Origin of the sequence: Sinomonas sp. ASV486, from assembly GCF_030908215.1 — a bacterium.
Lineage (GTDB): Bacteria > Actinomycetota > Actinomycetes > Actinomycetales > Micrococcaceae > Sinomonas > Sinomonas puerhi.
On the sequence record NZ_JAVFJK010000005.1, the window covers coordinates 239,235 to 264,807 of the forward strand.

A 25,573-nucleotide genomic window follows, 5' to 3' on the forward strand; every position below is an offset into this window, starting at 1 on the left:
CGGGGAACCGAAGGCCGTCTCACCCGACTCCGGGAGGGGGGCGTGTGGAGCGCCTGAGCCGTGAGATTGCCGCCGGGGTGAGGGAGCGGCGTCGTGCGCTCGGGCTGACCCAGCAGGATCTGGCCGAGCTAGCCGGGGTGAGCGAGCGGTTTGTCCGCTTCGTCGAGCAGGGCAAATCCAGCGTCCAGCTCGACGCCCTCGGAGCGGTCCTCGATGCGCTCGGCCTCGAGCTGCGCGTCGCCACGCGAGGATCCGCGCGATGACCCGGCACCGCATCGCGGATGTCTACAAGGCCGGGGTCCTGGCCGCCCGCCTCGAGCGGTTCGAGGGCGGCACGCGCTTCACCTACCTCCCGTCCTATCTGGCCTCGGGCGTCGACGCGGTGGCGAGCACCCTCCCGCTCTCGTCCCGCCCCGTGGTGACGGGCGCCGGCGCCGTCCCGCCGTTCTTCACCGGGCTGCTGCCCGAGGGCCGCCGGCTCGCGTCCCTGCGCCGCGCCGTCAAGACGAGCGCGGACGACGAGCTCGGGCTCCTCATGGCCGCGGGCTCGGACCCCGTCGGCGACGTCCAGATCGTCCCCCACGGCGAGCCCCTCCCCAGCGAAGCCGCGCACCCGGGTGACGCCCACGCCGTCGTGCTCGATGCCCGCCGTACCCCCGATTTCGCGGCACTCCTGAACGATCCCGCCCTCGTGGACCCGAAGGCGCTCGCCGGGGTCCAGGACAAGGTCAGCGCCGGCATGATCTCCGTGCCGGCGGCGCAGTCCGGGCGGCGGTACATCCTCAAGCTCAACGCCCCCGAGTTCCCTCACGTGGTCGAGAACGAGCGCCTCATGTACCGGTATGCCGCCAAGCTGCGGATCCCGGTGAGCCCGGTCAGGCTCGTGCACGACGTCGCGGGGCGGGCGGGGCTGCTCGTCGAGCGGTTTGACCGCCCTCCCGACGAGGCGGGCGGGGGGACACGCCGACTCGCTGTCGAGGACGGCTCCCAACTGCTGGGCCTGTACCCCGCGGACAAGTACAACGTGACCTATGAGGAGTTGTGCCACGCCGTCGCCGCGCACTGCGCGGCGCCCCTCCCGGCGCTGCGGAGCCTCGCCCTCCAGGGCGCGTTCGCGTGGCTGACCGGCAACGGCGACCTCCACGCGAAGAACGTCTCCGTGGTCCGAGGACTCGCCGTGCCGGGGGAGTGGGCTGTCGCGCCGGTCTACGACATCCCGTCGACGGTTCCGTACGGCGACAAGACCCTCGCGCTGCCGATCGGCGGCAAGACCACGGGCGTCTCGCGGCGCCACTTCCTCGCGTGGGCGCTCGAGCTCGGCCTGCCCGCACGCGCGGCGGAGGGGGTGCTCGGCTCGGCTCTGCGGGCGGCCGGGCCGCTCCTGGAGGACCTGCAGGAGCACGACGGCGGTCCCTCGCCGTTCGCCGCCACCGTCACGCGGGCGTGGGTCAAGGAGCTGCGCCACCGGCGCCGGCTCATGGAGGGCTGAGGCCCCCACTTAACACACGGTCACATGCTTGGCCCAGTGATCAGTGTGCCGCCTACACTCCAGATAGGTCATGAGTGCCAGCGCCAAACCCCGGTTCGCTGGCCGGCAACCCTCCAGATGCGGCGGGGTGCCCCGGGTGAAGACCTGGGCCGGCGAGAGCCGTCGGTCAAGCGCAGCTGCAAAGGAGCTTGCTATGTCCAGCAACCCCGAATGGTCCTTCGAGACCCGCCAGATCCACGTCGGCCAGACTCCTGACTCCGAGACCGGAGCCCGGGCCCTCCCGATCTACCAGACCACCTCGTTCGTGTTCCCGAGCGCCGAGAGCGCCGCGGCCCGCTTCGCGCTCGCGGAGCTCTCACCGATCTACACGCGCATCGGCAACCCGACCCAGGACGCCGTCGAGCAGCGCCTCGCGAGCCTCGAGGGCGGGGTCGGAGCGCTGCTCCTCGCGTCGGGCCAGGCGGCGACGACCTACTCGATCCTCAACGTCGCCGAGTCCGGCGACCACGTCGTGGCGAGCGCGAGCCTCTACGGCGGCACGTACAACCTCCTCGCCCACACCTTCAAGAAGCTGGGCATCGAGGTCACATTCGTCACGGACCCGGACAGCCTTGACGAGTGGAAGGCCGCTGTGCGGCCGAACACCAAGGCGTTCTTCGCCGAGTCGATCTCCAACCCGCGCCAGAACGTCCTCGACATCGAGGCCGTCGCCGCTGCCGCGCACGGGGCCGGTGTGCCGCTCATCATCGACAACACCGTTGCGACCCCGTACCTCGTGCGTCCCCTCGAGCACGGCGCGGACGTCGTCGTGCACTCCGCCACGAAGTACCTCGGTGGCCACGGCACGGCCATCGCCGGCGTGATCATTGACGGCGGCACGTTCGACTACGCCAAGGATCCGGAGCGTTTCCCGGGCTTCAACACTCCGGACGAGACCTACAACGGCCTCGTCTTCGCCCGCGACCTCGGCGTCAACGGGATCCTCGGCGCAAACCTCGCGTACATCCTCAAGGCGCGCGTCCAGCTCCTGCGCGACCTCGGCTCCGCCGTCTCGCCGTTCAACGCCTTCCTCATCGCGCAGGGCATCGAGACTCTCTCGCTGCGGATCGAGCGGCACGTCGAGAACGCCCAGAAGGTTGCCCGGTGGCTCGAGGAGAGGGTCGACGTCGAGTCGGTCGCCTACGCGGGCCTGCCCTCGAGCCCGTGGTTCGAGCTCGGCAGGAAGTACGCACCGAAGGGCGCTGGTGCGATCGTCTCGTTCGAGCTGGCCGGCGGCACCGAAGTGGACGGCGCCGCCCAGGCCAAGGCTGGCGCAGCATTCGTGGATGCGCTGACCCTGCACTCGCACGTGGCGAACATCGGCGATGTGCGCTCGCTCGTGATCCACCCGGCGTCGACCACGCATGCCCAGCTCACCGCGGATCAGCAGCGCGCCGCCGGCGTCACCCCGGGCCTCGTGCGCCTGGCCGTCGGCCTCGAGAACATCGACGACATCCTCGCAGACCTCGAGGCCGGATTCGCCGCTGTCGCCTCATCCCTGCAGGATGCCGACGGGCAGGTCGACGACGTCGTCGCGGAGCCCGTGGCGTGACTCTCGTTGACGGCACCCCGGGAAGGACTGTGGTTGACGGCATCGCCCGAGAGAGGACGGCACGCGAACGCGCAGCAGGCGGGGCGCAGCGCACCACGCCGGTGCGGCAGGACGCTGCCGTCAGCGGTGTGCTCCGTACCGTCGCGGTCGGTGCGCTCCAGCTCGAAGCAGGCGGCGCGCTGCCCGAGGTCGAGCTCGCCTTCGAGACTTGGGGCACCCTCAACGCGGATGCGTCCAACGCGGTCCTCATCCAGCACGCCCTGACCGGAGACACCCACGTTGCCCAGGGCAGCGGGGACGAAGCCGGTTGGTGGGACGCGCTCGTGGGCCCGGGGAAGCCTGTGGATACGGACAAGTACTTCGTGGTCGCAGCGAACATGCTGGGCGGCTGTTACGGCTCGACCGGGCCGAGCAGCCTCGATCCCGAAGGCGTTCCGTGGGGATCCCGGTTCCCCTTCGTGACGATCCGTGATTCGGTCCGGGCCGAGGCGCGGCTTGCCGATCGGCTCGGCATCCGGCGGTGGCATGCTGTGGTCGGTGGCTCGCTGGGCGGCGCGCGGGCCCTCGAGTGGGGCGCCACGTACTCGGAGCGGGTTCGGCACTGCGTGGTCGTGGCGATCGGCGGCTATTCCACGGCCGAGCAGATCGCGCTCGCCCAGGCCCAGCTCCTCGCGATCCGGCAGGACCCGGCCTACAACGGCGGTGATTACTACGGCGGGCCGGCCCCCACGGCTGGGCTGGGCCTCGCCCGCCGCATAGCGCACATCTCGTACCGCTCTGAGCCGGAGCTCAACTTCCGGTTCGGCCGGCGGGGACAAGGCGCAGAGAACCCGCTCGAAGCGCCTGCGGGCGCCGCCGGGCGTGGGCGGTACCAGGTGGAGAGCTATCTGGACCACCAGGCGAACAAGCTCGTGGGCCGCTTCGATGCGAACAGCTATGTTGCGCTCACCGAGGCCCTCATGAGCCACGACGTGGGCCGTGGCCGCGGCGGGATGCAGCGTGCGCTCGCCACCGCCAAGGCCGAGTTCTTCCTTGCCTCGGTCAACTCGGACCGGCTGTACTTCCCCGAGCAGAGCGACGAGCTTGCGCGCGCGCTTCCCGGCGAGGTCCCCGTGTACACGATCGATGCGAAGATCGGCCACGACGGCTTCCTCACCGAGATCGGCCAGCTCGGGGGGGACCTGCGGCGGAGGGTCTTCACCCTATAGCGCATGGTTGCCGGGTGGACCGGCGGTCGCCCGACGGTGGTACGGCGCCGGTCCACCCGGCAAGGCACAGTCAGCGCACAGGATTCTCGGGTTGCAGCCACATCTGGATGCTCCATGCTGGAACAAAGACAGCAGAGGAGGCACGTGATGGCTGAGAGCATTCGCGAAACCGGGCGTCGGCGGGCACGGCTCACGGCAGTCGCCGTGGGCGCGACGAGCGTCTTCGGGGCCGGTGCGATCGCCGCGGCGGTCTACGCGCCGGCGGTCGTCCAGAACGTCTCGACGACCGGAACGAGCCAAGCGCCCGCCACCGGCTCGGACGGAGGCAGCCTGAACAGCGGCTCCCAGCGCCATCAGCGCGGCCAGCAGTACCAGGGCCTCCAGCCATCGCAGGGCGGCGGCGCCATGGGCACCTCGTCTGGATCGTGACGTGCCGGCCAGCGCAGACTTCGAGGCTTTCACGTGTGAGTGCCGTCTGGTGGTCAGCGACCCTGCCGCACTCGGTCCGGCGCTTGAGCTAGTCCGTGACCTCCTGCACCGGGTCGATGAGGCGGCGAGCCGCTTCAGACCGGACTCTGAGCTCAACCGGCTTGTCCAGGCTGGCGGCGGAACGGTCAGCCCCCTTCTCGCGGGCCTGCTCGATTGCGCGCTCGATACCGCCGAGCGCAGTCGCGGTGCCGTGGTGCCAACACTCGGACGGCCGTTGGCCGAACTCGGATTCGGTCCTGCGCCGGTTTCCGACGCGTCTGCCTCGCCTGTTGCCTCGGAAGTCGCCGGGACCTCGTCTGTCGTCCCCCGAATCGTGCCCGCCGAGAGCTGGCGGGACGTCCGACTCGACGGCAGCGTCCTCACGGTTCCCCCCGGCGTCGTGCTCGATCTCGGCGCGACCGCGAAGGCCGCGTCCGCTGATCTTGCCGCGCGCGAGGTGTTCGCGCGCTTCGAGACGTCCGTGCTCGTCTCGCTCGGAGGGGACATCGCGACCGCCGGCTCCGAATCATGGGAGGTCCTCGTACAGGATCTGCCCAGCGATCCTGTCACCCAGGTGCGTCTCGATGGGGGCTGGGCCATCGCGACGTCGAGCACCCAGAAGCGCCGCGCTCGGCAGTCCCACGCGCAGCACATCCTCGATCCGTGGACGTCCCTTCCGGCCCCCGAGCTCTGGCGCAGTGTCTCGGTCGCGGCCCCTGACTGCCTCAGCGCCAACATGGCGAGCACCGGTGCCGTGGTGCTGGGCACGCGGGGAGTCGCCTGGCTCCGTGAGCTCGGGTACCCCGCGCGGCTGGTGCGCAGTGACGGGGACGTCGTGGAGTTGAATGGGTGGCCTCCGACGCCCGCCGCCTTTGGCACGACCTTTGCCGCGACCGCGGCAGCCGGCGCCGTGGGGGAGATTCTGCAGTGAACGAGGTCATGTGGGCCTTCGGCAGGGCGAGCGGCATCGTGTCGCTGGGCCTCTTCACCCTTGTGCTCGTCTTCGGCGTGGTGAGCCGATCCGGGCGCCCGCTCCTGGGCCTGCCCCGCTTCTCGGTGGCGCTCGTCCATCGGAGTACGTCTCTCATCGCACTCGTGTTCCTCGTCCTCCACGTGGGCACGCTTATGCTCGATCCCCACGCGAAGCTCGCGCTGCAGGACGCGGTCGTGCCGTTCATCTCCGGCTGGAACCCGTTGTGGGTCGGGCTCGGCACGGTGGCGTTCGACCTCGTGATCGCGCTCGTCGTCACGGGACTGCTGCGGAACCGCATCGGCCAGCGCACGTTCCGGGCCATCCACTGGGCCGCCTACGCCATGTGGCCGTTGGCGTTCGCCCACGCCCTGGGGTCCGGGACCAACGCCGGTGATCTCCTGTTCGAGGCCTTTGCCTGGGCCTGCGCAGGCGCAGCCGTCTGCGCGGTGATCTGGCGCCTCAGCCGCGGCTTCGCCGAGACGTCCGCTGCCCGACTCGGGCGCGTCTGAGCCCGGGAACGAGAGCGATGATGAGCACGACGACTGGCGACATGGTGCACGTGCCGGCTCTCGGCACAGGCCGGCTGTTCGCTGCAGCCGCGCCGAGCCTCGCTGCCCACGAGGCCGCGTATGGGAAGCGCGCCTTGGACTGGACTCGCGAGAGCCTGCTGGCTGAGCTTGAGGCCTCCGGACTGGCCGGCCGTGGCGGCGCGGGTTTCCCCGCCTGGCGCAAACTCTCGTCCGTGACTGGACGGCGCCCCGTGGTCATCGCCAACGGGGCCGAGGGCGAACCACTCAGCCGCAAGGATGCCGCGCTGCTGAGGGGAGCCCCCCACCTCGTCCTGGACGGTCTCCTGACGGCGGGGGAGGCGCTCGGCGCCGCGCAGCTGTTCCTGTATGCGCCCGCGGACTCGCTTGCGATCGTGGGGCGGGCGGTGTCCGAACGGCGCGATGCCCGGAGGGTCAAGCTCGTCGAGGCCCCCGGGACGTTCATCGCGGGCGAGGCGAGCGCGGTCGTCAACGCACTCGAGACCGGGAATGCGGTCCCGAGGGACACGACCGCACGCCTGAGCGTCTCCGGCTTCCGCGGCCTGCCGACCCTCCTGCACAACATCGAGACGCTCGCCCACCTCGCGCTGGTGGCCCGCTACGGCGCTACGTGGTTCCGGAAGGCCGGCACGGCCGAGGATCCCGGGACGCGGCTCGTGAGCGTGTCCGGCGACGTCCCGGGCGATGCGGTCATCGAGGTCGAGGGCGGGGCGCGGTTGCGGGACATCCTCACTGCGGCCGGAGCGGGCGCGGGTTCGACGGCCGCAGTCCTCGTGGGAGGGTTCCACGGTGCGTGGGTGCCACGTGACGGCTTCGACCGGCCCATGACTGCGGCGGGTCTGGCCCGCTACGCTGCCCGCCCCGGGGCTGGCATCGTGTACGCCGTCGCGGAGGGCCGGTGCGGGCTGGCGGCGGCCGCGCCCATCGCGAGGTACCTCGCCGACAGCTCGGCACAGCAGTGCGGGCCGTGCATGTTCGGGCTGCCTGCCATGGCCACAGTCCTGGAGCGGATCGCGGCGGGGGAGCGTACCCCGTGGCTCGCCTCGGAGGCAGAGCGCCTTGCCGGCGTCGTGTCCGGGCGAGGAGCGTGCAGGCATCCCGACGGGACGGCGGGGTTCGTCAGGAGCACGCTCTCGGTGTTCCGGAACGAGGTGCAGGCGCACCTCGGCGGCGTCTGCAGTGCCGGGCCGAGGGGGGACCGATGAGCCGCACCCAGCTCGAGCTGCACATCGACTTCACAGTCTGCGAGGGCCGGGGCCTGTGCACGGAGCTGCTGCCGGAGGTCCTCGTGCGTGACGACTGGGGCTACCCGATGGGCCGCGGCGGGCGCGACGTGCCGGTGCCGGGCTCGCTCGCGGATGCCGCCCAGGATGCCGTGGACCTGTGCCCCGTGCGGGCGCTCATGCTGAGGCGAGTCAGCCGCGCATGACCTCGTTGCGCGCTTTCATGTACTCCTCCAGGGAGATCTTCTGGTCGGAGAACTGCCGGTCCAGTTCGGCGAGCTTCTTGGCGCGGTAGCCGTCGGGCGCCTCGCCGGGGATGGCGGGCGCGTCCGACGGCGCGGGGGCCGGCTGCGCCTGCCGGGGAGCCTCATGCTGGGGCTGCTGATTCTGAGGCATGGGCTGCGGCGCGGGCTGCGGCGCGGACTGCCCCTGCGGGGCTGGCTGGCCGGGAAATCCGGGGGGGAGTGGCTGCTGCCACCACGGGGTCTGCGCACCCTGCGGCCCCGCCCCCTGTCCCCCGGGCAGCGGTGCCGGCGGAGGCTGCGGCCCGGGATACCGACCCTGCGGGTACTGCCCCGGGATCTGGCCATACTGGTCGCGCGGCGGATACGGGCCCTGCTGGTACGGCGGGCGGCCCCCGCGCGGCCCGGGCTGGCCGAGCCTCCGCATGATGAACGGAACGATCCAGCTCAGCGCGATCACCCAGAAGATCCAGCTCATGGTCCCAGCCTACGCGCGGAGGCTGGGTGTCAGCTCGGTTCGCCCGAGCCCATCGGGACGCCCGCGCCGAAGACGGGTTCCGCCGTCGGCCGCTTCGCCAGGACGCCGTCGCCGCTCGATCTGTGCCGGATCCGTCGCACCACCCAGGGAACGAAGAACTCGCGCGCCCACACGAGGTCTTCGGAGCGCGCCGTCCGCCAGGTGCGCACCGGCATGGGGCTGGGTTCCATGGGCTCGAGCCCATGCACGACGTTGAGTGCGTCGAGCGCCATGATGGCGATCGTGTGGTGCCCGAGCGGGGAGAAATGCAGCCGGTCCGCGTCCCACATGCGCGGGTCCGAGAGCTGGCGCAGGCCCCACATGTCCGCGACCACCGCGTCGTGCCGTGCCGCGACCACGCGCACGTTCTCGTTGTAGATGGCGACTTTGCCCCGGATTGCCGAGAGCACGGGGGTCGAGCCGATGTCCGGGCCGTTGAACAGCAGGACGGTCGCTCCCGCGTCGGAGAGGCGCCCGACGGCGTCGTCGAGCCTGAGCGCCAGGGCGTCGGGGTCGCTTCCCGGGCGCAGCAGGTCGTTGCCGCCAGCTGAAAGGGACACGAGGTCCGGGTGGAGGACGAGGGTGGGTTCGACCTGCTCCTCGAGGATCCGGCCCAGAAGGCGGCCCCGGATCGCGAGGTTGGCGTAGGCGAAGTCCTCGGAGCCGCGTGCGAGCTCTTCGGCCAGCCGGTCCGCCCAGCCGCGATGGCGGCCTGGATTGTGGGGATCCGGGTCGCCGATGCCCTCCGTGAACGAGTCGCCGATCGCAACATACCGGTGCCACGGGTGGCGCGGGCTGTTTGGCGACTCGATCTCCTGACGATCGTTCTCATGCATCTCGGTCACCGGACCATTATGCGCTGATTGGCATATCACTTGCTACTTGCGGGTAACATGACTGGCGGCTCGGGCCCCATCGACTTGTTCGATGCTGTGCTCCAGTCATACCGCGGGGTGATGAAGTCCATATAGTTGATGTTTCAACTATATGGAACAATAGAGTCATGACTGACGCCACCGCCGACGCCCGGCGCGCCAACTTCCCTGCCCACTACCCCGCGCACGTCGCGCTCTGGAGCCGCCCCGAGGGCGAGCGTGCCGGGTCCCCGCTGATCGTGCTGTTCCACGGCTATGGGTCCAATGAGGCCGATCTCATGGGCCTGGCCGGGTACCTGCCGGAGGAGTTCACCGTCGTTTCGCTGCGGGCGCCGCAGACGCTTGCCCCCGGTGCGTACCAGTGGTTCCCGCTCATGGCCGCGCAGGACTTCACGATGGACTCCGTTGAGGCGGCGACCGAGTACGTGCTCGCGTGGCTCGACGGGGTGCGCGAGCAGCACACCTCGGTGACCCTGCTCGGGTTCTCGATGGGCGTGGCGATGGCGACCTCGCTCGTGCGCCGCCGGCCCGACGACTTCGCCGCCGTGGTGGGACTCTCGGGCTTCGCGATCGATCCGGCCGCCGCCGGCGAGAAGGACTACGAGTACTTCCGCGATACCGAGCTCGACGGGACCGTGCCCATGTTCTGGGGGCGCGACCAGGCGGATCCGGTCATCACGGCGGACAAGGTCGAGTACACGATGGGATGGGTCCGCAGCCACGTGGCCCTCACGAAGGTCACCTATCCCGGGAGCGGGCACGGCATCAGCGGACCCGAGCTCGCGCACGTCAAGGAGTTCCTCGAGCTCTCCGTGCTCAAGGGCTGACGCGCGCCGGCCGTCAGCCGCGGGGAACGAGCCGAACGCGCTGGCCGTTGACCTCGACCACGTCGCCGACCGTGAGCTGCCGTCCTCGGCGGTCCTCGATGTCCCCGTTGACCTTGACGAGGCCGTTGCGGATGAGATCGGCCGCCTCAACGCCGTCATCGACGAGCGAGGCGAGCTTGAGCAGCTGCCCGAGCCGGATCGTGCCCTCGCGGACTTCGACCTCCTCGGCACCTTGGGCGTAGGGAGGGAGCGCGGCGGAGGATTCTCGGTCAGGCATGCTGCAACTCTAGGCCAGGTGCGTGCCTCGCAGCCCCGGCGGCGGGCGGGCTCCGCCGCCCGCCGGTACTCTTAGAAGCGCACACTTGACGGACCGCACCCAGCGGCCTGACGCTACGGAGGAACCGCTTTGGCACCCAAGACCGCACTGGACTCGATCGTCTCCCTGGCCAAGCGCCGCGGATTCGTCTACCAGGCCGGTGAGATCTACGGAGGCTCCCGGTCTGCGTGGGACTACGGTCCGCTCGGCGTCGAGCTCAAGGAGAACATCAAGGAACAGTGGTGGCAGACCTTCGTCCGCGGGCGTGAGGACATGGTGGGGCTCGACTCTTCGGTGATCCTGCCCAAGCAGGTCTGGGAGGCCTCTGGCCACGTTGCGACGTTCACGGATCCGCTCGTCGAGTGCCTCCAGTGCCACCACCGCTTCCGCCAGGACCACCTGATCGAGGCGTATGAGGCCAAGAAGGGCCGGGCGCCGGAGAACGGCATGGAGTCGATCTCGTGCCCGAACTGCGGCACCACCGGGGAGTGGACCGAGCCACAGATGTTCTCGGGCCTCATGAAGACGTTCCTCGGCGCCGTGGACAACGCCGAGGGCCTGCACTACCTGCGCCCGGAGACGGCCCAGGGCATCTTCGTGAACTTCAACAACGTGGTCACGACCTCCCGCAAGAAGCCGCCGTTCGGTATCGGCCAGATCGGCAAGGCGTTCCGCAACGAGATCACCCCCGGCAACTTCATCTTCCGCACGCGCGAGTTCGAGCAGATGGAGATCGAGTTCTTCACAGCCCCCGCCGAGGCGGACGAGTGGTTCAAGCATTGGGTCGACGCATGCTGGAACTGGTTCACCGATCTGGGGATCAACCCGGACAACATGCGCAAGTTCGACGTCCCCGAGGACGAGCGCGCCCACTACTCCGCCGGGACGATCGACATCGAGTACAAGTTCGGCTTCCAGGGCAACGCGTGGGGCGAGCTCATGGGCGTCGCGAACCGCACCGACTACGATCTCGGCAGCCACTCGAAGGCCTCCGGCCACGAGCTGGCCTACTTCAACCAGGCCACGAACGAGCGATATATCCCCTACGTCATCGAGCCGTCATTCGGCCTGACCCGGTCGATGATGGCGTTCCTCGTCGACGCGTACACCGAGGACGAGGCCCCCAACACGAAGGGCGGTGTGGACAAGCGCACCGTCCTGCGCCTGGACCCGCGGCTCGCCCCGGTCAAGGCCGCCGTCCTGCCCCTGAGCCGCAATGAGGACCTCTCGCCCAAGGCCCGCGACCTGAGCGCGGAACTGCGCAGGAACTGGAACATCGAGTTCGACGACGCCGGAGCCATCGGCCGCCGGTACCGCCGCCAGGACGAGATCGGCACGCCGTTCTGCATCACCGTGGACTTCGACACCCTCGAGGACCACGCGGTGACGATCCGCGAGCGCGACACGATGTCCCAGGACCGCGTTGCCCTGGATAAGGTCTCCGCCTACCTGTTCGAGCGGCTCGGGAAGTAAGGGCGAGGGACGAGGGAGGATACGTCGTGGCGCAGCTGACCTACCGTCCTTGGCGCGAGGGCGACGACCGGGCCCTCCTCGAGCTCTGGGGAGACGCCGAGGGCGCCGCTGCCGAGCAGTTCCGCGGTGCCTTGGCGCCGGACTCTGACGGGGCCCGGGGCGACGTTGAGTCCAGGGCGATGCACGACGGCGCGTCCTCGCCGTCCGCCGTCGGCCCCCGGGCCGCAACGCCGCCCGCCCTGTGGCGCCGATGCCTCGTGGCCGAGGACCAGGGCATCCCGGTCGCGGCCGGCGTCGTGTACGAGGCGGCCCTTCACCCTGCGAGGCTGTGGGCCTACGTCGAGGTCGCGCGCGACCACCGGCGAGCCGGTGTCGCGACCGAGATCCTCGGCCGCCTGCGGGAGGCGGCCGCCGGGGCGACAACGGTGCACGCTGCGGACGCCCCGTTAGGCGCGGCGAAGCTGCGGACCAAGGTGACCGCGGGCACGTCAGGGGCGGCGTTCGCCGAAGCATCCGGCTTCACCGTGCTCCAGCGCTCGCGCGAGGTCCTTGTGCGCCCGGGCACCCTCAAACTGCCTGTCTTCGGCGACGGCACGGAGGCGGGGGACTCCTCGCCGCTCGTCGAGGATCTGGCGACTGGCTCGGTCGAGCTCAGCGACGCCGTCGGCCGGTACTACGCCGAAGTGCATGCGTGGGATCCGCCCGCACCGATCAGCGTAGGGCGGGCCCAGCAGCTCTTCCTCTCCGATGCGGCGGGCGCCCACGGCGCCGTGGTGCTCCGCGCCCCGGCGGCGAGTGCATTCGGTGCGGGCGTGGCCCCCGCGAAGAAGAAGGGCCGCCTGCGGGCCTTCGCGGTGAGCTACGCAGGCCCAGCGAGTGCGGTCGCCGAGCAGCCGAGCGAGGTGCTCCTCGGGCACGAGGTGCGGCTCGACCCCGCAGACGCGGCGGACGCCGTGCGTGGACTTCTCGCCCTCATCGCCTACCAGCACCCCGTGCAGCTCGAGGTAGACGACTCGATGGCGGCTGTCCGGGCTGCCGTCGACCCCCTGCTCGCGGCGGGGGCGGTGGAGCAGATTGGCCCCGAGACACTGACACTCGGCGACTGAGCGCCGCCTAGCCTGTTGAGGGGTCGTGGACCGGCAGGGGCCCGACCACTCAACGCGGGCGGCTCACATCTTGTCCCGGTCGGGGCGCAGTCCGTTCACAGCGTCGCGGGCATCCCAGATGTCCCGTTCGGCCTCGGTCGGCGCCCCGCCGCCGAACTTCGCGGGCACCCACCACGCACGCGCCGGAAGGCCGAGCGCGAAGTCGCGCGCCGCGACGTCGGCCGCGTCCTGCATCGCGGCCTGGAGACGCCGCGCAGCGTCGTCGGCGTCGGCCGAGCCGGAGAGGTCCACGGGGTTGCCGAAGTGGATGCGGATCGGGGCCCTCAAGAGGCCGGCGAGCGAGCCGCCGCCGCGCTTCGACATCACGTCGTGGCCGCGGGTCATAATGCGATGCCCGCCCCACACGCCGACGGGAATGAGTGGGACGCCGGTCTCGCGCGCCATGCGGACCGCTCCTGTGTGGCACCGGCGGACCGTGAAGCTCCGGCTCACGCCTGCCTCGGGGAAGAGGGCGATGCTCCAGCCTGCGTCGAGAGCGGCCAGTGACGCGCTGAGGCTCGCATGGCCCGGCTGGCCGACGACCGCGAGCCCGCCGCACGCCGTGATCACGGCACCGAAGAGGCGGCTGCGGTAGGGGCGGGGACCCACGAGGAACCGCAGGCGGTCACGGCGCTGTTCCCACCACGTCAGGGCCACGGGCACGAAGTCGAGGTAGCCGAAGTGGGTGATGGCGAGCACCACTTGGCCGTGGGGGACGGCGTCGAGGCCAGAGGTGATCACGTCCACCCGGAAGAGGCCCTGCAGTCCCGTGAACGCCCGGCGCGCAGTGTCGTACAGCCACAGGCTGCCCGGCTGGAGTGCCCGCGGCCGTCGCAGCCTGTTCGCGGTCGAGGCGGTGCGGGCGTCGCGGGGTGTCGCCATGCCGCCCACAGTACCCTCACGCCCGGAAGGGACGGCCCTCGTGAGCAGGCCTCGCATGACATCTGTCATGCGGCATCCCTGACGGATGTGTGGGGGACCAGATGCCCGCGCGGATGACCATGGACGCATGAGTTCACAGGGAACGCTCTGGGCCGTTGAGGCCACAGGGCTTGAGAAGACCTTCGGAGCTGTCCATGCGGTTGCAGGGGTCTCCCTCGCAATCCGCCCCGGAGAGGTCGTGGCCTTCCTCGGCCCGAACGGGGCTGGCAAGACGACCACGATCGACATGCTGCTCGGTCTTGCGGTGCCGACCACCGGCTCCGCGGAGCTGTTCGGGCTTGAGCCGCGCCGGGCCGTCGACCGCGGACTCGTCTCCGCCGTGCTCCAAACCGGGGGGCTGCTCAAGGACCTCTCGGTCCGCGAGACGGTCGAGCTGACCGGGTCGCTGTTCAGCCACACGCGGGGTGTCCAGGAGTGCCTCGACCGTGCCGGAATTGCCGGGATCGCGGGGCGGAGGGTCAACAAGTGCTCGGGCGGGCAGCAGCAGCGGCTGCGCTTTGCGATGGCGCTCATTTCTGATCCATCGCTCATCGTCTTCGACGAGCCCACGACCGGCATGGACGTCACGGGGCGCCGGGACTTCTGGGCCGCGATCCGCGAGGACGCTGCTGGCGGTTGCACGGTCCTGTTCGCGACCCACTACCTCGAGGAGGCCGAGCGGTACGCGGACCGGGTGATCCTCATGGACGCGGGCCGGATCGTCGCCGACGGCACGCCCGGGGAGCTCCGGGCCATGGCGGCGGGACGCATGGTGCGAGCAACTTGGCCCGGCGCGACGGACGCGGACCTCGCCGCAGTCCCCGCGCACGACGGCGCGCAGCGGCAGGGCGACCAGGTCGCCTTCCGTGCGCTGGACAGCGACGCCGTGGCGAGACACCTGCTCACGGCGACGTCTGCGCGGGACCTCGCGATCACGTCGCACGGGCTTGAGGACGCCTTTATGGCACTCACCGCAGGAGACGCAGGCACCGCACGGGAACCCGGCCGAGCATTCAGCAAGGAAGGAAGCACGCGATGACCACCGCAGCCGCACACCCGGACCAGACTAGGGCCGGGGGACCGGCCCCCGGGGTCCCGCGCCTTGGCGGGCTCAACCCGACGCTCGTGAGGATCGAAGTCCTGCGGGTGGCGCGGAACGCGCGCACGCTCGCGTTCGCCGTCGTCATGCCGGTGGCGATCTACTTCGCGTTCGGCGGCTCGGGCGGCCTGGGCCGCCAGGCTGTGGGCCGCGGGAACGTGGCCGCGTACTCGATGATCTCGATGGCCCTGTACGGGGCGATGACTGTGGCCGTCATGACGGCGGCGAGCGTCTCCGTGGAACGGGCCCAGGGCTGGTCGAGGCAACTACGACTCACCCCGCTCCGCCCTCAGGCGTACGTCGCCGTCAAGGCCTTCACGGCCCTACTCACGAGCCTCCTTCCAGTGGTGGCCGTCAACGCCGTGGGCCTGCTCAGCGGCGCAACGATGCCGTCGGACGTCTGGGTGCTCTCGATGCTCCTCGAGTGGTTCGGCGCGGCGGTCCTTGCGGCATTCGGCCTGTTCATGGGGTACCTGCTGCCCACAGAGAACTCGATGCAATTCCTTGGGCTCGGCCTCGCGCTCATGGCCTTCGCAGGGGGGGTGTTCTACCCGTTCTACCTCATGGACCCGATCCTCCAGGAGGTCGCGAGGTTCACGCCCATGTGGGGCCCGAGTATGGTGGCGCACGCTGTGCTGCTCGGCGATGCGTTCGACTGGGTATGGGCGCTGAACATCTGCGCATGGCTCGCAGTGTTCGCGACCGGGGCGGGGCTCATGTTCCGCCGGGACACCCGCAGGGTCTAGGCGGTCCGTGGCACAGTGGTGTCCATGATCAGCTTCCTCAGGGGTGCCGCCAATCGCGGCGCGACCCCTGACGACGAGGACGGCCGCACGGACCGCATGTCAAGGCTCTTAGGGGTGTTCGTTGCGTCGATCTGGCTCGTCTGGCTCATCTCGCCGCTCGTTCACGCCGCGGAGCTCCTTGGGAAGCCGCAGGGGGACGTCGGCTTCGCGGCGGTGCTCGGGTTCGCCGTCGTGTACGTGTGGCAGTTCTCGCGGCGTGGCTACGTCATGGGCGGGGCCGACGTTGTTGCGAGCCCGTCCGCCCGCCTCCAGGGCTGGCTCGGGTACGTCGCCATGGCGGCGCTCGCCGTGGTCTGCCTCGCAATGCTGGGCCAGTCGGGGACCACGCCGTTCGTGTTCCTCGCGATCGCCGGCATGTGGACTATGCCCATGGTGTGGGCGTTCGCCGTCGCCGTGGCGCTCGCCGTCGCCTATGCAGCCGCCTGGACAGTGGTTCCTGGCTGGACCGAGGATCTCGGGACGCTCACCGGAATGGCGATGGGCGTCGTCGCGGTCGGGGTTGCCGTGATCTCCGCCCGGCGCCAGCGGGCGCTCGGGCGGGCTAGGCGCGAGAACGCGCGGCTCATGGTCGAAGAGGAGCGCACCCGGTTCGCCCGCGACCTCCACGACATTCTCGGCCACTCGCTCACTGTCATCACGGTCAAGGCCGAGCTGGCCAGGAGGGTCATGGACGCCGACCCGGGGCGGGCCAGGTCCGAGCTCGAGGATCTCGAGCGACTCTCCCGCGACGCCCTCGCGGACGTTCGCCGCGCCGTCGACGGGTACCGCGAGATATCCCTCCCCGGCGAGCTCGCGCGCGCCCGGGCCGCGCTCGCGGCCACGGGAATTGAGGCGGACATCCCCCGGGCCACGGACGAGGTCCCGAGCGCCGCGCGCGAGCTGTTTGCCTGGACCGTCCGAGAGGGCGTCACGAACGTCCTAAGGCACTCGCAGGCGCGTCGGTGCGAGATCCTGCTCGGCCCCACGTCGGTGACGATCGCAGACGACGGCGGCGGGGACGCGCCGTCGGCCGCATCGCCGCCCCAGACGGCGGGTGGCACGACGGCAGGCGTCGTGGCCGGGGGCGCCTCGCCAGTCGCTGCCCCGACGGCGGGCGACGGGCACGGGCTCAGGGGCTTGCGCGAGCGCGCGAGGGCCCTCGGCGCTACGGTCGAGACCGGCCCCGGACCGCTTGACGGCTTTGCCGTGACGGTGCGCCTGAGCCCCCGTACGGCCGGACGGGCAGGGGCAGCCCAGTGAGCATCCGGGTTGTCCTCGCCGACGACCAGGCACTGGTCCGCGGTGCCCTGGCGGCGCTGCTGGACCTCGAACCGGACATCGACGTGGTGGGGGAGGCAGGCGACGGCGCCGAGGCGGTCTCGCTGGCTGCGCGCGCCGCCCCGGACGTGGTCCTCCTCGACGTCGACATGCCCGTCAAGGACGGGATCACTGCGTGCGCCGAGATCACTGCGGGCATTCCGGGAGTCCGGGTTCTCATGGTCACGACCTTCGGGCGCCCGGGATACCTGAGACACGCCATGCAGGCCGGGGCCTCAGGGTTCGTGGTCAAGGACACGCCCGCGCGGCAGCTCGCCGAGGCGGTGCGACGCGTCGCCTCAGGGCTGCGCGTGGTTGATCCCGCACTCGCGGCCGAGTCGCTCACAGCGGGTGAGAGCCCCCTCACCGAGCGCGAGACCGACGTGCTGCGGGAAGCTGCCGGCGGCGGCACGGTGGCAAGCATCGCGAGGACGCTGTTCCTCTCCGAGGGCACCGTGCGCAACTACCTCTCGAGCGCGATCGGCAAGACTGGGGCCGCGACGCGGGCCGAGGCGGCGCGAATCGCCGAGGAGAACGGCTGGCTCCTCTGAACTGACAGATGTCATGCCGAACGGGTGACACGCGTGTGGGGCCGGGGTGCCGAGCGGGCTGAACCATGGAATCAGCCGCACGAAGCGGCACCATCCAGACTAGGAGCCCGATCCCCGATGACGTCCACCCTCACCCTTAGCCTCGCCACCGCAGTCCTCGCCGCAGCCGTTCTCGCGTGGGCCGTTGTACGCCAATTCCAGACCCGGCCGGTGGAGCAGTTCAAGGCCCGTTTGTTTCTGATCCTCGGGGCGATCGGCGTCTGGCAGGTTGCGCGGCTCGCCGATGCTGGCGGGATGCAAGCGGCGGACGCCGTGGCGCTCACCGCATCCCTCCTGCTCGCCGCCGTGTTCGGCTGGCTCCGCGGGTGGGCTGCGACGGTGTGGGCGCACAACGGCGCGGCCTACCGTCGGGGCGGGTGGCCCGTCCTCGGACTGTGGGCGGCCGGGCTGGCCATCCACGTCATTGTCGACGTGCTGGCCGCGGTGGCTGACGGCCACCACGGTCTGGGCCCCGTGGGCTCCGCCTCGATCATGCTCTACCTCGCCGCGACGCTCGGGCTCCAGAGCTGGATCATTCAGCGCCGCGCCGATGAGGTGCTTCGTCCCGCGCCGGCCGCGGAGGCTGTTTGCGCCTGAGTTATACACATACACCCCCGGCGGGGTCCCGCCGGGGGTTGTCGGTGCGTAGCGTCAGGAACGGGCCCCGAATTCGGCGCCCGAGCCACGTGAGCAGGGGGTCCGGAATGGGCAAGGCGCAGCGCAATCGGTTGGATCGAGCGGGTCAGGTAGGCGGCATCGCGCGTGTCGCAGGCGCCGCGGGAGACGCAACAGGCGCCGACGCCCCGGACCGCCACCTGCCAGAGTTCAGCGTCCGTCAGGCGGACGCCCTGCGACGCCATTGCAGCGACGCTGTGCGGGGCCTCGGGTTCAGGGCAAAGGACCTCGGAACCCACATTGTTGTGATGGGCGGCCCGTTCACCGGTGCCGGTGCACAGCTTGGGTTCGGGACGATCGCACGGGAGGCCCTCCTCCTCCCCGAGTCGGAGTGGCCGGTGATGGTCGAGGCGATCGTGCGGCAGCTCATCGGTGCAGGAGTCCAGGGAAGCGCCGTCCGGGGGAGCCTGGGCTACGCCGGACCAGCCCTGCGGGAGAGGCTCTTTCCACGGTTCGTCGCCCCGGAGCGCATGCCCCCGGACGCCTGGACCGAGGAGTACACCTACGCCCGACGCGTGGGAGGCCTTCCGCTCATCATGGCCATCCGGCGCGAACAGACCTCGATGTACGTCGCGGACCGCCACCTTGCCAAGGCCGGAGGACTCGAGTCCGCCTGGGAGGCCGCCGAAGAGAATCTCTTCTCGGCCGACCTCGGACGTCCGGAGGCCTTCGTGAAGGACGGTTCCGCCGTCTTCCTGCTCGATTCCGACCACCCGCGCCAGGCCTCGTGGCTCGCGTACCCGGAACGGCTCATGGAGCGACTCGGAATGGACCCCGGTCCGCTCGGCGTCTTCTTCAGTGTCCCAGCGCTGAGGATGATCACGTTCAGCGAAGTGAGTGAGGAGACGACGGTGGAAGGGGTCATCTCGATGCTCGAGGTCAACGCCATTCTCGCCAAGGGTGAGGTCGCACCCCTGAGTCGGCACCTCTACTGGTGGCGCCCCGGCGGGGAGGTCATGGCCGCTACGGAGTTCGAGCACGGACAGCCCGTGCTCACCCTGCCGAAGAGCGTCATGGAGGCCATCGCCGGGCACGGCAGCGGAGCCGAGCAGGTGGCGTGAAGGCGCCGGGCGGTGACCGGCTGCCTGGCGATTTGCGCCACTTTGACACAATGGACGAGTGACTGCTGTGCCAACCGTTCTCCCTGACAACCCCTCTGCGGATGCGTCCGCAGGTGGAGTGCGCCTCGAACTGCCGCCCCTGAAGCTGGGCCGCCTCACGATCGACACGCCCGTGGTGCTCGCCCCGATGGCAGGCATCACCAACACGGCATTCCGGCGGCTGTGCCGCGAGTTCGGCGGTGGCCTGTACGTTGCGGAGATGGTCACGACCCGCGCCCTGGTCGAGCGCCACCCCGGTTCGCTCCGGATCATCAAACACGATGACGACGAGGCGGTCCGGTCCGTCCAGCTCTACGGCGTCGACCCGGTCACCGTGGGGCAGGCCGTGAGGATGCTCGTCGAGGAAGACCGCGCGGACCATATCGACCTCAACTTCGGCTGCCCCGTGCCCAAGGTCACCAAGCGCGGCGGCGGATCGGCCCTGCCGTGGAAGACCGACCTCTTCACCCAGATCGTGCAGACGGCCGTCCGCGAGGCGGACAAGGGCAACGTTCCGCTGACCATCAAGATGCGCAAGGGCATCGACGAGGACCACCTCACCTATCTCGAGGCAGGCCGGATCGCGCGGGACGCCGGCGTCGCGGCGGTTGCCCTCCACGGGCGCACTGCGGCGCAGTTCTACTCGGGAACGGCCGACTGGAGCGCGATCGCACGGCTCCGCGAGGCCCTGCCCGACGTTCCCGTCCTGGGCAATGGGGACATCTGGAGTGCTGAGGATGCGGTGCGGATGGTGCGCGAAACGGGGGTTGACGGCGTCGTCGTCGGGCGTGGATGCCAGGGGCGGCCATGGCTCTTCGGTGACCTTCAGGCGGCCTTCGAGGGTCGTGCGGACCGCATCCGCCCGGGCCTCAAGGACGTCGGCGAGGCCTTCTTCCGCCATGCAGAGCTGCTCGTCGAGTACTTCGAGGAGGAGGGGCGGGCGCTCCGGGACATCCGCAAGCACGTGGCCTGGTACTTCAAGGGCTACGCCGTGGGCGGCGAGCTGCGCGCCCAGCTCGCACAGGTCAACACCCTCGAGGAGCTGCGCGGGCGCCTCGACACCCTCGATGCCGAGGCGCCCTACCCCGGCGTCGACGCCGAGGGCCCGCGCGGCAGGGCCGGTTCGCCCAAGCGCCCGGCGCTCCCGCATCGCTGGCTCGAGAGCCGCACGATGGATGCCGACCAGTCCCGGGATGTCGCCGCCGCCGAACTGGACGTGTCCGGTGGCTGAGGCGGTCGCCGAGGGCACCCGCGGATACTCGAAGCAGGACTCAAGCCGCTGGGTCGAGGAGCCCCGCAAGAAGAGCTACCGCAGTGACTTCGAGCGGGACAGGGCGCGCGTCCTCCATTCCTCGGCGCTGCGCCGACTCGGGGCGAAGACCCAGGTCGTCGCCCCTGACACCGACGACTTCGTCCGCACGCGCCTGACCCACTCCCTCGAGGTGGCCCAGGTGGGCCGCGAGCTCGGACGTGTGCTTGGCTGCGACCCGGACGTCGTCGACACCGCATGCCTGAGCCACGATCTGGGCCATCCTCCGTTCGGCCACAACGGCGAGAGCGCCTTGAATGACATCGCCCATGCGATTGGCGGCTTCGAGGGCAATGCCCAGACCCTACGCCTGCTCACGCGCCTCGAGCCGAAGGTCCTCGACCGTGACGGCCAGCCGGCGGGGCTCAACCTCACCCGGGCGAGCCTCGACGCCTCGTGCAAGTACCCCTGGACGGCGGTGGACGCCCCGCTCATCCACGGGCACCGGACCAGCAAGTTCGGCGCGTACGAGGACGATCTGCCGATCTTCTCGTGGGTCCGTGAAGACGCCCCTGCGGGTCGGTCCTGCATCGAGGCCCAGGTCATGGACCTCTCGGACGACATCGCCTATTCGGTCCACGACGTCGAGGACGCGATCGTGGCGGGGAAGTTCCAGCTGCGCTGGATGGAGAACCCTGACCACCGCGCCCGCGTGATCGGCTACACCCAGCAGTGGTACCTCCCGCACAGCGAGCCGGCCGAGATCGACGCCGCGCTTGCGCGGCTCGAGGCCACACCCGTGTGGGTTCGGGAGGCAGACGGCTCGCGGCGGTCGATGGCCGCCCTGAAGAACATGACCAGCCAGCTCATCGGCCGGTTCTGCGACAGCGCCCTCTCTCTGACGCGTGCCGCGTACGGCGCGGCCCCGCTCACGCGGTACGCCGGCGAGGTCATGGTGCCGGATGAGACGGTCACCGAGATCGCCGTCATGAAGGGCCTCGCCACCACCTTCGTCATGACGACCGACCACCGCCAGCCCATCTATGAGCGCCAGCGTGAGGTCCTGCACGCCCTCGTGACGGCGCTCAGCGCCACCGGGGACCGGCATCTGGAGCCGATGTTCGCCGCGGACTGGCGCGCGGCGCAGGACGACGCGGGCCGGCTGCGCGTCGTCGTCGACCAGGTCGCCTCCCTCACGGATGGCTCGGGCCTCGCATGGTATGAGCGGCTCGTCGGCAGCCTGCCGAGCCTGTGGTGACGGTGACCGGGACTAAGGTGGACCAGTGGCCGGCCTGATCAAACCCGAGGACATCGCGGAGGTCCGTGCGCGCACGGACATCAAGGAGGTCGTCGAGGGCTACGTGACCCTCAAGGGTGCAGGCATCGGCTCCTGGAAGGGCCTGTGCCCGTTCCACGACGAGCGTTCGCCCTCATTCCACGTCCGCCCCCACGTGGGCACTTACCACTGCTTCGGCTGCGGCGAGAGCGGCGACGTCATCAGCTTCGTCATGAAGCTGGACCACACAGCATTCGCCGAGACGGTCGAGAAGCTCGCGGCCCGCATCGGCTACGAGCTGCACTACGAGGACGGCGCGGGACCACGGCGCGAAGAGGTCGGCCGCCGCCAGCGCCTGCTCGACGCGCACAAGATCGCCGCAGAGTTCTTCCAGGCCCAGCTCCTCAGCCCTGCCGCCGCAGCGGGACGCCAGTTCCTCTTCGAGCGCGGATTCGAGCGCAACGTCGCCGAGCAGTTCGGTGTGGGCTTCGCCCCGCAGGGATGGGACGCGCTCCTCAAGCATCTGCGGGGCAAAGGGTTCACGGACGACGAGCTGAGGCTCACGGGCATGTTCTCTGAGGGCAACCGCGGCCTGTATGACCGTTTCCGTGGCCGCCTCATCTGGCCCATCCGGGACATCACGGGGGAGGTGATCGGCTTCGGCGCCCGGCGCCTGTTCGACGATGACCAGGGCCCCAAGTACCTCAACACCCCAGAGACCGCGCTCTACAAGAAGTCCCAGGTCCTCTACGGGATCGACATGGCCAAGCGCAACATTGCCAAGAAACGCCAGCTCGTCGTCGTCGAGGGCTACACCGACGTCATGGCGTGCCATCTCGCGGGCGTCGACACCGCCGTCGCCTCCTGCGGAACGGCGTTCGGCGGCGAGCACATCAAGATCGCTCGCCGGCTCCTCTCGGACGACGGGACCGGGGGAGAGGTCGTCTTCACGTTCGACGGCGATGCCGCGGGCCAGAAGGCCGCACTCAGGGCCTTCGAGGAGGATCAGCGCTTCGTGGCCCAGACCTACGTGTCGGTCGAGCCGAGCGGCATGGACCCGTGCGAGCTGCGCCAGCACCGCGGAGATGCCGCCGTGCGGCAGCTCATCGAGGCGCGCCGACCCCTCTTCGAGTTCGCGATCCAGGCCACCCTGCGCAAGCACAACCTCGAATCGGTCGAGGGCCGCGTCGCGGCACTGCGCGAGGCCGCACCGGTCGTTGCGCAGATCCGAGACCAGGCCATCCGGCCGGCCTATGCCCGCGAGCTCGCGAAGTGGCTCGGGGTGCCGCTCGAGGAGGTCACGCGGGCGGTCACGTCGGCCGGAAGGCACCTCACAGCGTCGGGCGCGTCTCGCGGGCCCCAGCAGGGCGTCAACCGGCCCGGTGCGGCGCACGACGCCGCGGGGCCGAGTGCCGCCGTTGCCGCGCCTGCCGTCTGGCTCCCGGACCCGCGGGACCCGGTGGCGGTCATGGAGCGGCAGTCCCTCGAAGTGGTCCTCCAGCAGCCCCAGATGCTGCTCGATGTCTCATGGGCGGAATTCGCCTCGGCACGCTTTGCGGCGCCAGCGTACGCCGCCCTGCACTCCGCGATCGTCGCTGCCGGACGTCCGGCGGAGCAGGAGGCCACGGCCGGCTGGATAGAGCGTGTGCGCCACGAGCTGGCAGAGCCCCTGCGCCCGCTTCTGGCAGAGCTTGCGGTGACACCCCTCCCGGCTACGACTGAGGAGTCGCTTGAGCGCTACTGCCGGGACATCCTCGCGGGCCTCGCCGAGCTGCAGATCACAGCCCAGAAGGCCGAGATGATCGGGCAGCTGCAGCGTCTGGACCCGGCCGGTGCGCCGGAAGCGTTCCAACGCCTCAACCGCCGCCTCATGGAGCTCGAGCTGCGTCGTCGTGCCCTCCGCTCCGCCGACTGAGCCTGGCCACGGGGCCGGGCCGGCGCCGATTTCACCTCAGGGCTCAGGCCCTGCTAGGGTAGGACCCGCTGCGATCCCCCGTAGCTCAATTGGCAGAGCATTCGACTGTTAATCGAAGGGTTACTGGTTCGAGTCCAGTCGGGGGAGCCATTTGCAGTGTCAGTCCCCCGTAGCTCAATTGGCAGAGCATTCGACTGTTAATCGAAGGGTTACTGGTTCGAGTCCAGTCGGGGGAGCACCTTCACGCAGCGCCTGCAGTCAGCGGGCCCGCGACAGGCATTTCGCCCCGCTCTGTCGGGGCGTTTGTCGTCTTATCATGATCCTATGTCCGAGTCGTCGGCCCCCCTTCCCCCTGGGTGGACGCGCTACGAGGGTCCGCTCCTGACCATCTGGCGGGCCCGATTCGAGGGCGCCTACGGCGAGGGCACCGCGAACGGCTTCAACGACGGGATGTTCGTGCGCGATCAGCGCCGCCCGATCGCCCAATGGGTCAACTTCGCGCTCCGCTCCGCGGTGCTCGTAGCGCCCGAGACGCCAGGCGGGTGGCCCGTCCAGAGGTTCGCCATCTACTACGCCCCGCCGCGTGAGGGCTTCTGCACGATCCGGACGGAGCGGCATGAGTGGATGCCCCGCGGTCCCCGGGGTTCGACGACCGATGCGGATGCGTTCACTGCGGCCGTCCTAGCTGCGGAGCAGTTCCTGCAGGTCGAGGCCACCTTCGGCGCCCTCGACACCGGAAGCCCGCGGACTCCCTGAGCTGCGCGGCGGCGGGCCCCCAGCGGCAACTGGGTGGTAGTTTGGTCACGGATTGCGCCTCGCGCGTTCTTGACCGACAGGAAAGGACCCGACGACGATGAGTGGACGCCACAGTACGCCGGCAGGCCGGCGGCCGAAGCTGGCCGCTCTGCCGGACCTTGTAGGCCAAGCCGCGCGGCTCGCGCCGCGCCAGTTGAACGACGAACTCGCCCTCGCCAAGATCGAGCTCAAGAACCGGGGCGTCAAGGCAGGAGTCGGGGCTGGACTGTTCGTCGTGGCGCTCCTGTTCCTCGGACTCCTCGTGATCGCGCTCGTGGTGGCGGCAATCCTCGGCCTCGCCACCGTCATGCCCGGGTGGCTGGCGGCCCTGATCGTCGGGGCCGCGTTCCTTGTGATCATCGCGATTGCGGTGCTCATCGGCATGGCGTGGGTGAAGAAGGCCATGCCGCTTGTCCCGGCCGACGCGATCCGCGGCGTGCGCTACGACCTCGGCATCGTGACGGAGGGCCGCAACTTCGATCCGCGCCTGCTCGATCCGTCGACAATCCAGTACAAGCGCGCGCAGGCCACGAAGGAAGCCGAGAAGGCCAAGGCCAAGATGGAGAAGGAGGCGCAGGAGCGGGCCCACGGCAAGGTCAAGCTCCCCGCACCGACTGAAGCCGAGCTTCGCGAGCGCCTCGAGAAGCGCCGCGCACACCTTCTGGACGTCCGCGACGGCCTCGTTGCCGAGATGGACGTCAAGCGCCAGGCCGGCTACCTCGCCGACGACGTCAAGGCCAGGTTCGCCGGTGGATCAAGCCGCGCCCCTTTCGCCACGACGGGCACGACGGCGCGGGGTGGCCCGGGCGCGCAGGGCACCAGCCGCGCGGCAGACACCGCGGAGGCGCTCAAGGGACGCTGGGCGCCGCTCGCGGTGTTCACCGTCTCGGCCACCGCCTTCGTGGTCTTCCTGCGCAAGCTGGTGAAGAACTGAGCGGCCGGGGGCCCTCAGTGCA

Annotated in this window: 27 protein-coding genes, 2 tRNA genes and 1 riboswitch; of the genes, 25 read left to right on the forward strand and 4 right to left on the reverse strand. The window is 70.3% G+C overall.

Going from position 1 to position 25,573, the window contains the following annotated elements; translation table 11 throughout:
- Window positions 1-44 precede the first annotated feature (44 nt).
- From RBS60_RS09415 to RBS60_RS09455, 9 genes are all read left to right on the forward strand, one after another.
- Window positions 45-263 (forward strand): helix-turn-helix transcriptional regulator, encoded by a 219-nt coding sequence (locus RBS60_RS09415; RefSeq protein WP_307957292.1) that lies wholly within the window; start codon window positions 45-47, stop codon window positions 261-263.
- Window positions 260-1,489 (forward strand): type II toxin-antitoxin system HipA family toxin, encoded by a 1,230-nt coding sequence (locus RBS60_RS09420; RefSeq protein WP_307957293.1) that lies wholly within the window; start codon window positions 260-262, stop codon window positions 1,487-1,489. Before RBS60_RS09415 ends, RBS60_RS09420 begins: the two co-directional genes overlap by 4 nt.
- A 66-nt stretch (window positions 1,490-1,555) precedes the next feature.
- Window positions 1,556-1,668, forward strand: a riboswitch (SAM riboswitch).
- 14 nt (window positions 1,669-1,682) lie between these two features.
- On the forward strand, window positions 1,683-3,080 hold the full coding sequence (locus RBS60_RS09425; RefSeq protein ID WP_307957294.1) for a bifunctional o-acetylhomoserine/o-acetylserine sulfhydrylase: 1,398 nt from the start codon (window positions 1,683-1,685) through the stop codon (window positions 3,078-3,080).
- 101 nt (window positions 3,081-3,181) lie between these two features.
- Entirely contained in the window at window positions 3,182-4,288 is a 1,107-nt protein-coding gene (locus RBS60_RS09430; protein ID WP_307957377.1) for a homoserine O-acetyltransferase, read from the forward strand.
- 147 nt (window positions 4,289-4,435) lie between these two features.
- Window positions 4,436-4,717, forward strand: a complete 282-nt coding sequence (locus RBS60_RS09435; protein ID WP_307957295.1) for a hypothetical protein — start codon at window positions 4,436-4,438, stop codon at window positions 4,715-4,717.
- A 1-nt stretch (window position 4,718) separates the two neighbouring features.
- Window positions 4,719-5,687, forward strand: coding sequence for an FAD:protein FMN transferase (locus RBS60_RS09440; RefSeq protein WP_307957296.1), 969 nt, complete (start codon window positions 4,719-4,721; stop codon window positions 5,685-5,687).
- Window positions 5,684-6,238 carry a ferric reductase-like transmembrane domain-containing protein gene (locus tag RBS60_RS09445; RefSeq protein WP_307957297.1) on the forward strand — a complete coding sequence of 185 codons (555 nt, stop codon included), beginning with the start codon at window positions 5,684-5,686 and terminating at the stop codon, window positions 6,236-6,238. The genes RBS60_RS09440 and RBS60_RS09445 overlap by 4 nt, the downstream gene beginning before the upstream one ends.
- 20 nt (window positions 6,239-6,258) lie before the next feature.
- On the forward strand, window positions 6,259-7,482 hold the full coding sequence (locus RBS60_RS09450) for an NADH-ubiquinone oxidoreductase-F iron-sulfur binding region domain-containing protein (protein ID WP_307957298.1): 1,224 nt from the start codon (window positions 6,259-6,261) through the stop codon (window positions 7,480-7,482).
- The gene (locus RBS60_RS09455) at window positions 7,479-7,706 is read left to right on the forward strand and encodes a ferredoxin (RefSeq protein ID WP_307957299.1); all 228 of its coding nucleotides are present in this window, start codon (window positions 7,479-7,481) and stop codon (window positions 7,704-7,706) included. The genes RBS60_RS09450 and RBS60_RS09455 overlap by 4 nt, the downstream gene beginning before the upstream one ends.
- On the opposite strand, the gene RBS60_RS09460 is transcribed toward RBS60_RS09455, so the two are convergent.
- Both RBS60_RS09460 and RBS60_RS09465 read right to left on the reverse strand, forming a co-directional pair.
- Entirely contained in the window at window positions 7,693-8,220 is a 528-nt protein-coding gene (locus RBS60_RS09460) for a hypothetical protein (RefSeq protein ID WP_307957300.1), read from the reverse strand. The two genes, RBS60_RS09455 and RBS60_RS09460, sit on opposite strands and share 14 nt — an antisense overlap.
- A gap of 29 nt (window positions 8,221-8,249) precedes the next feature.
- Complete coding sequence (locus RBS60_RS09465) at window positions 8,250-9,095, reverse strand: SGNH/GDSL hydrolase family protein (protein WP_307957378.1); 846 nt, start codon at window positions 9,093-9,095, stop codon at window positions 8,250-8,252.
- A 167-nt stretch (window positions 9,096-9,262) separates the two neighbouring features.
- On the opposite strand from RBS60_RS09465, the gene RBS60_RS09470 reads away from it, so the two are divergent.
- Window positions 9,263-9,961 (forward strand): dienelactone hydrolase family protein, encoded by a 699-nt coding sequence (locus RBS60_RS09470; RefSeq protein ID WP_307957301.1) that lies wholly within the window; start codon window positions 9,263-9,265, stop codon window positions 9,959-9,961.
- Between the two features lie 13 nt (window positions 9,962-9,974).
- On the opposite strand, the gene RBS60_RS09475 is transcribed toward RBS60_RS09470, so the two are convergent.
- Window positions 9,975-10,238, reverse strand: a complete 264-nt coding sequence (locus RBS60_RS09475) for an RNA-binding S4 domain-containing protein (protein WP_307957302.1) — start codon at window positions 10,236-10,238, stop codon at window positions 9,975-9,977.
- Between the two features lie 129 nt (window positions 10,239-10,367).
- Between RBS60_RS09475 and RBS60_RS09480 the strand changes: the two genes are divergently transcribed.
- Window positions 10,368-11,750, forward strand: a complete 1,383-nt coding sequence (locus RBS60_RS09480; protein ID WP_307957303.1) for a glycine--tRNA ligase — start codon at window positions 10,368-10,370, stop codon at window positions 11,748-11,750.
- 26 nt (window positions 11,751-11,776) lie between these two features.
- Window positions 11,777-12,856, forward strand: a complete 1,080-nt coding sequence (locus RBS60_RS09485; RefSeq protein ID WP_307957304.1) for a GNAT family N-acetyltransferase — start codon at window positions 11,777-11,779, stop codon at window positions 12,854-12,856.
- Between the two features lie 63 nt (window positions 12,857-12,919).
- On the opposite strand, the gene RBS60_RS09490 is transcribed toward RBS60_RS09485, so the two are convergent.
- Window positions 12,920-13,777: a lysophospholipid acyltransferase family protein gene (locus RBS60_RS09490; protein ID WP_307957305.1), complete on the reverse strand. Its 858-nt coding sequence runs from the start codon at window positions 13,775-13,777 to the stop codon at window positions 12,920-12,922.
- A gap of 127 nt (window positions 13,778-13,904) precedes the next feature.
- Here RBS60_RS09490 and RBS60_RS09495 point away from each other — a divergent pair, with 127 nt between their 5' ends.
- From RBS60_RS09495 to RBS60_RS09555, 13 genes are all read left to right on the forward strand, one after another.
- Window positions 13,905-14,855: an ABC transporter ATP-binding protein gene (locus RBS60_RS09495; protein WP_307957306.1), complete on the forward strand. Its 951-nt coding sequence runs from the start codon at window positions 13,905-13,907 to the stop codon at window positions 14,853-14,855.
- A complete protein-coding gene (locus RBS60_RS09500; protein WP_307957307.1) occupies window positions 14,852-15,661 on the forward strand; it encodes an ABC transporter permease in 810 nt (269 codons plus the stop codon). Before RBS60_RS09495 ends, RBS60_RS09500 begins: the two co-directional genes overlap by 4 nt.
- 24 nt (window positions 15,662-15,685) lie before the next feature.
- Window positions 15,686-16,960, forward strand: coding sequence for a histidine kinase (locus RBS60_RS09505; protein ID WP_307957308.1), 1,275 nt, complete (start codon window positions 15,686-15,688; stop codon window positions 16,958-16,960).
- Window positions 16,957-17,568 (forward strand): response regulator transcription factor, encoded by a 612-nt coding sequence (locus RBS60_RS09510; RefSeq protein WP_307957309.1) that lies wholly within the window; start codon window positions 16,957-16,959, stop codon window positions 17,566-17,568. Before RBS60_RS09505 ends, RBS60_RS09510 begins: the two co-directional genes overlap by 4 nt.
- A gap of 117 nt (window positions 17,569-17,685) precedes the next feature.
- Entirely contained in the window at window positions 17,686-18,204 is a 519-nt protein-coding gene (locus tag RBS60_RS09515; protein WP_307957310.1) for a hypothetical protein, read from the forward strand.
- Window positions 18,205-18,530: 326 nt separating this feature from the next.
- Complete coding sequence (locus RBS60_RS09520) at window positions 18,531-19,343, forward strand: hypothetical protein (protein ID WP_307957311.1); 813 nt, start codon at window positions 18,531-18,533, stop codon at window positions 19,341-19,343.
- Between the two features lie 67 nt (window positions 19,344-19,410).
- Window positions 19,411-20,613: a tRNA dihydrouridine synthase DusB gene (gene dusB / locus RBS60_RS09525; RefSeq protein WP_374049260.1), complete on the forward strand. Its 1,203-nt coding sequence runs from the start codon at window positions 19,411-19,413 to the stop codon at window positions 20,611-20,613.
- Window positions 20,576-21,889, forward strand: a complete 1,314-nt coding sequence (locus RBS60_RS09530; RefSeq protein ID WP_307957312.1) for a deoxyguanosinetriphosphate triphosphohydrolase — start codon at window positions 20,576-20,578, stop codon at window positions 21,887-21,889. The genes dusB and RBS60_RS09530 overlap by 38 nt, the downstream gene beginning before the upstream one ends.
- A gap of 25 nt (window positions 21,890-21,914) precedes the next feature.
- The gene (gene dnaG, locus RBS60_RS09535; RefSeq protein ID WP_307957313.1) at window positions 21,915-23,822 is read left to right on the forward strand and encodes a DNA primase; all 1,908 of its coding nucleotides are present in this window, start codon (window positions 21,915-21,917) and stop codon (window positions 23,820-23,822) included.
- Window positions 23,823-23,896: 74 nt separating this feature from the next.
- Window positions 23,897-23,972, forward strand: a tRNA-Asn gene (locus tag RBS60_RS09540).
- Window positions 23,973-23,985: 13 nt separating this feature from the next.
- A tRNA-Asn gene (locus RBS60_RS09545) sits at window positions 23,986-24,058 on the forward strand.
- Window positions 24,059-24,146: 88 nt separating this feature from the next.
- Complete coding sequence (locus RBS60_RS09550) at window positions 24,147-24,578, forward strand: hypothetical protein (RefSeq protein WP_307957314.1); 432 nt, start codon at window positions 24,147-24,149, stop codon at window positions 24,576-24,578.
- Window positions 24,579-24,675: 97 nt separating this feature from the next.
- Window positions 24,676-25,551 carry a phage holin family protein gene (locus RBS60_RS09555; protein ID WP_307957315.1) on the forward strand — a complete coding sequence of 292 codons (876 nt, stop codon included), beginning with the start codon at window positions 24,676-24,678 and terminating at the stop codon, window positions 25,549-25,551.
- Window positions 25,552-25,573 lie beyond the last annotated feature (22 nt).

Coding starts and splice junctions, on each gene's coding strand:
- RBS60_RS09515 (WP_307957310.1), top strand. CDS start 17,686: ATGACGTCCACCCTCACCCTTAGCCTCGCCACCGCAGTCCTCGCCGCA.
- RBS60_RS09495 (WP_307957306.1), top strand. CDS start 13,905: ATGAGTTCACAGGGAACGCTCTGGGCCGTTGAGGCCACAGGGCTTGAG.
- RBS60_RS09475 (WP_307957302.1), bottom strand. CDS start 10,238: ATGCCTGACCGAGAATCCTCCGCCGCGCTCCCTCCCTACGCCCAAGGT.
- RBS60_RS09460 (WP_307957300.1), bottom strand. CDS start 8,220: ATGAGCTGGATCTTCTGGGTGATCGCGCTGAGCTGGATCGTTCCGTTC.
- RBS60_RS09490 (WP_307957305.1), bottom strand. CDS start 13,777: ATGGCGACACCCCGCGACGCCCGCACCGCCTCGACCGCGAACAGGCTG.
- RBS60_RS09555 (WP_307957315.1), top strand. CDS start 24,676: ATGAGTGGACGCCACAGTACGCCGGCAGGCCGGCGGCCGAAGCTGGCC.
- RBS60_RS09420 (WP_307957293.1), top strand. CDS start 260: ATGACCCGGCACCGCATCGCGGATGTCTACAAGGCCGGGGTCCTGGCC.
- RBS60_RS09505 (WP_307957308.1), top strand. CDS start 15,686: ATGATCAGCTTCCTCAGGGGTGCCGCCAATCGCGGCGCGACCCCTGAC.
- RBS60_RS09435 (WP_307957295.1), top strand. CDS start 4,436: ATGGCTGAGAGCATTCGCGAAACCGGGCGTCGGCGGGCACGGCTCACG.
- RBS60_RS09520 (WP_307957311.1), top strand. CDS start 18,531: ATGGGCGGCCCGTTCACCGGTGCCGGTGCACAGCTTGGGTTCGGGACG.
- RBS60_RS09425 (WP_307957294.1), top strand. CDS start 1,683: ATGTCCAGCAACCCCGAATGGTCCTTCGAGACCCGCCAGATCCACGTC.
- RBS60_RS09450 (WP_307957298.1), top strand. CDS start 6,259: ATGAGCACGACGACTGGCGACATGGTGCACGTGCCGGCTCTCGGCACA.
- RBS60_RS09455 (WP_307957299.1), top strand. CDS start 7,479: ATGAGCCGCACCCAGCTCGAGCTGCACATCGACTTCACAGTCTGCGAG.
- RBS60_RS09550 (WP_307957314.1), top strand. CDS start 24,147: ATGTCCGAGTCGTCGGCCCCCCTTCCCCCTGGGTGGACGCGCTACGAG.
- RBS60_RS09500 (WP_307957307.1), top strand. CDS start 14,852: ATGACCACCGCAGCCGCACACCCGGACCAGACTAGGGCCGGGGGACCG.
- RBS60_RS09530 (WP_307957312.1), top strand. CDS start 20,576: ATGTCGCCGCCGCCGAACTGGACGTGTCCGGTGGCTGAGGCGGTCGCC.
- RBS60_RS09465 (WP_307957378.1), bottom strand. CDS start 9,095: ATGCATGAGAACGATCGTCAGGAGATCGAGTCGCCAAACAGCCCGCGC.
- RBS60_RS09470 (WP_307957301.1), top strand. CDS start 9,263: ATGACTGACGCCACCGCCGACGCCCGGCGCGCCAACTTCCCTGCCCAC.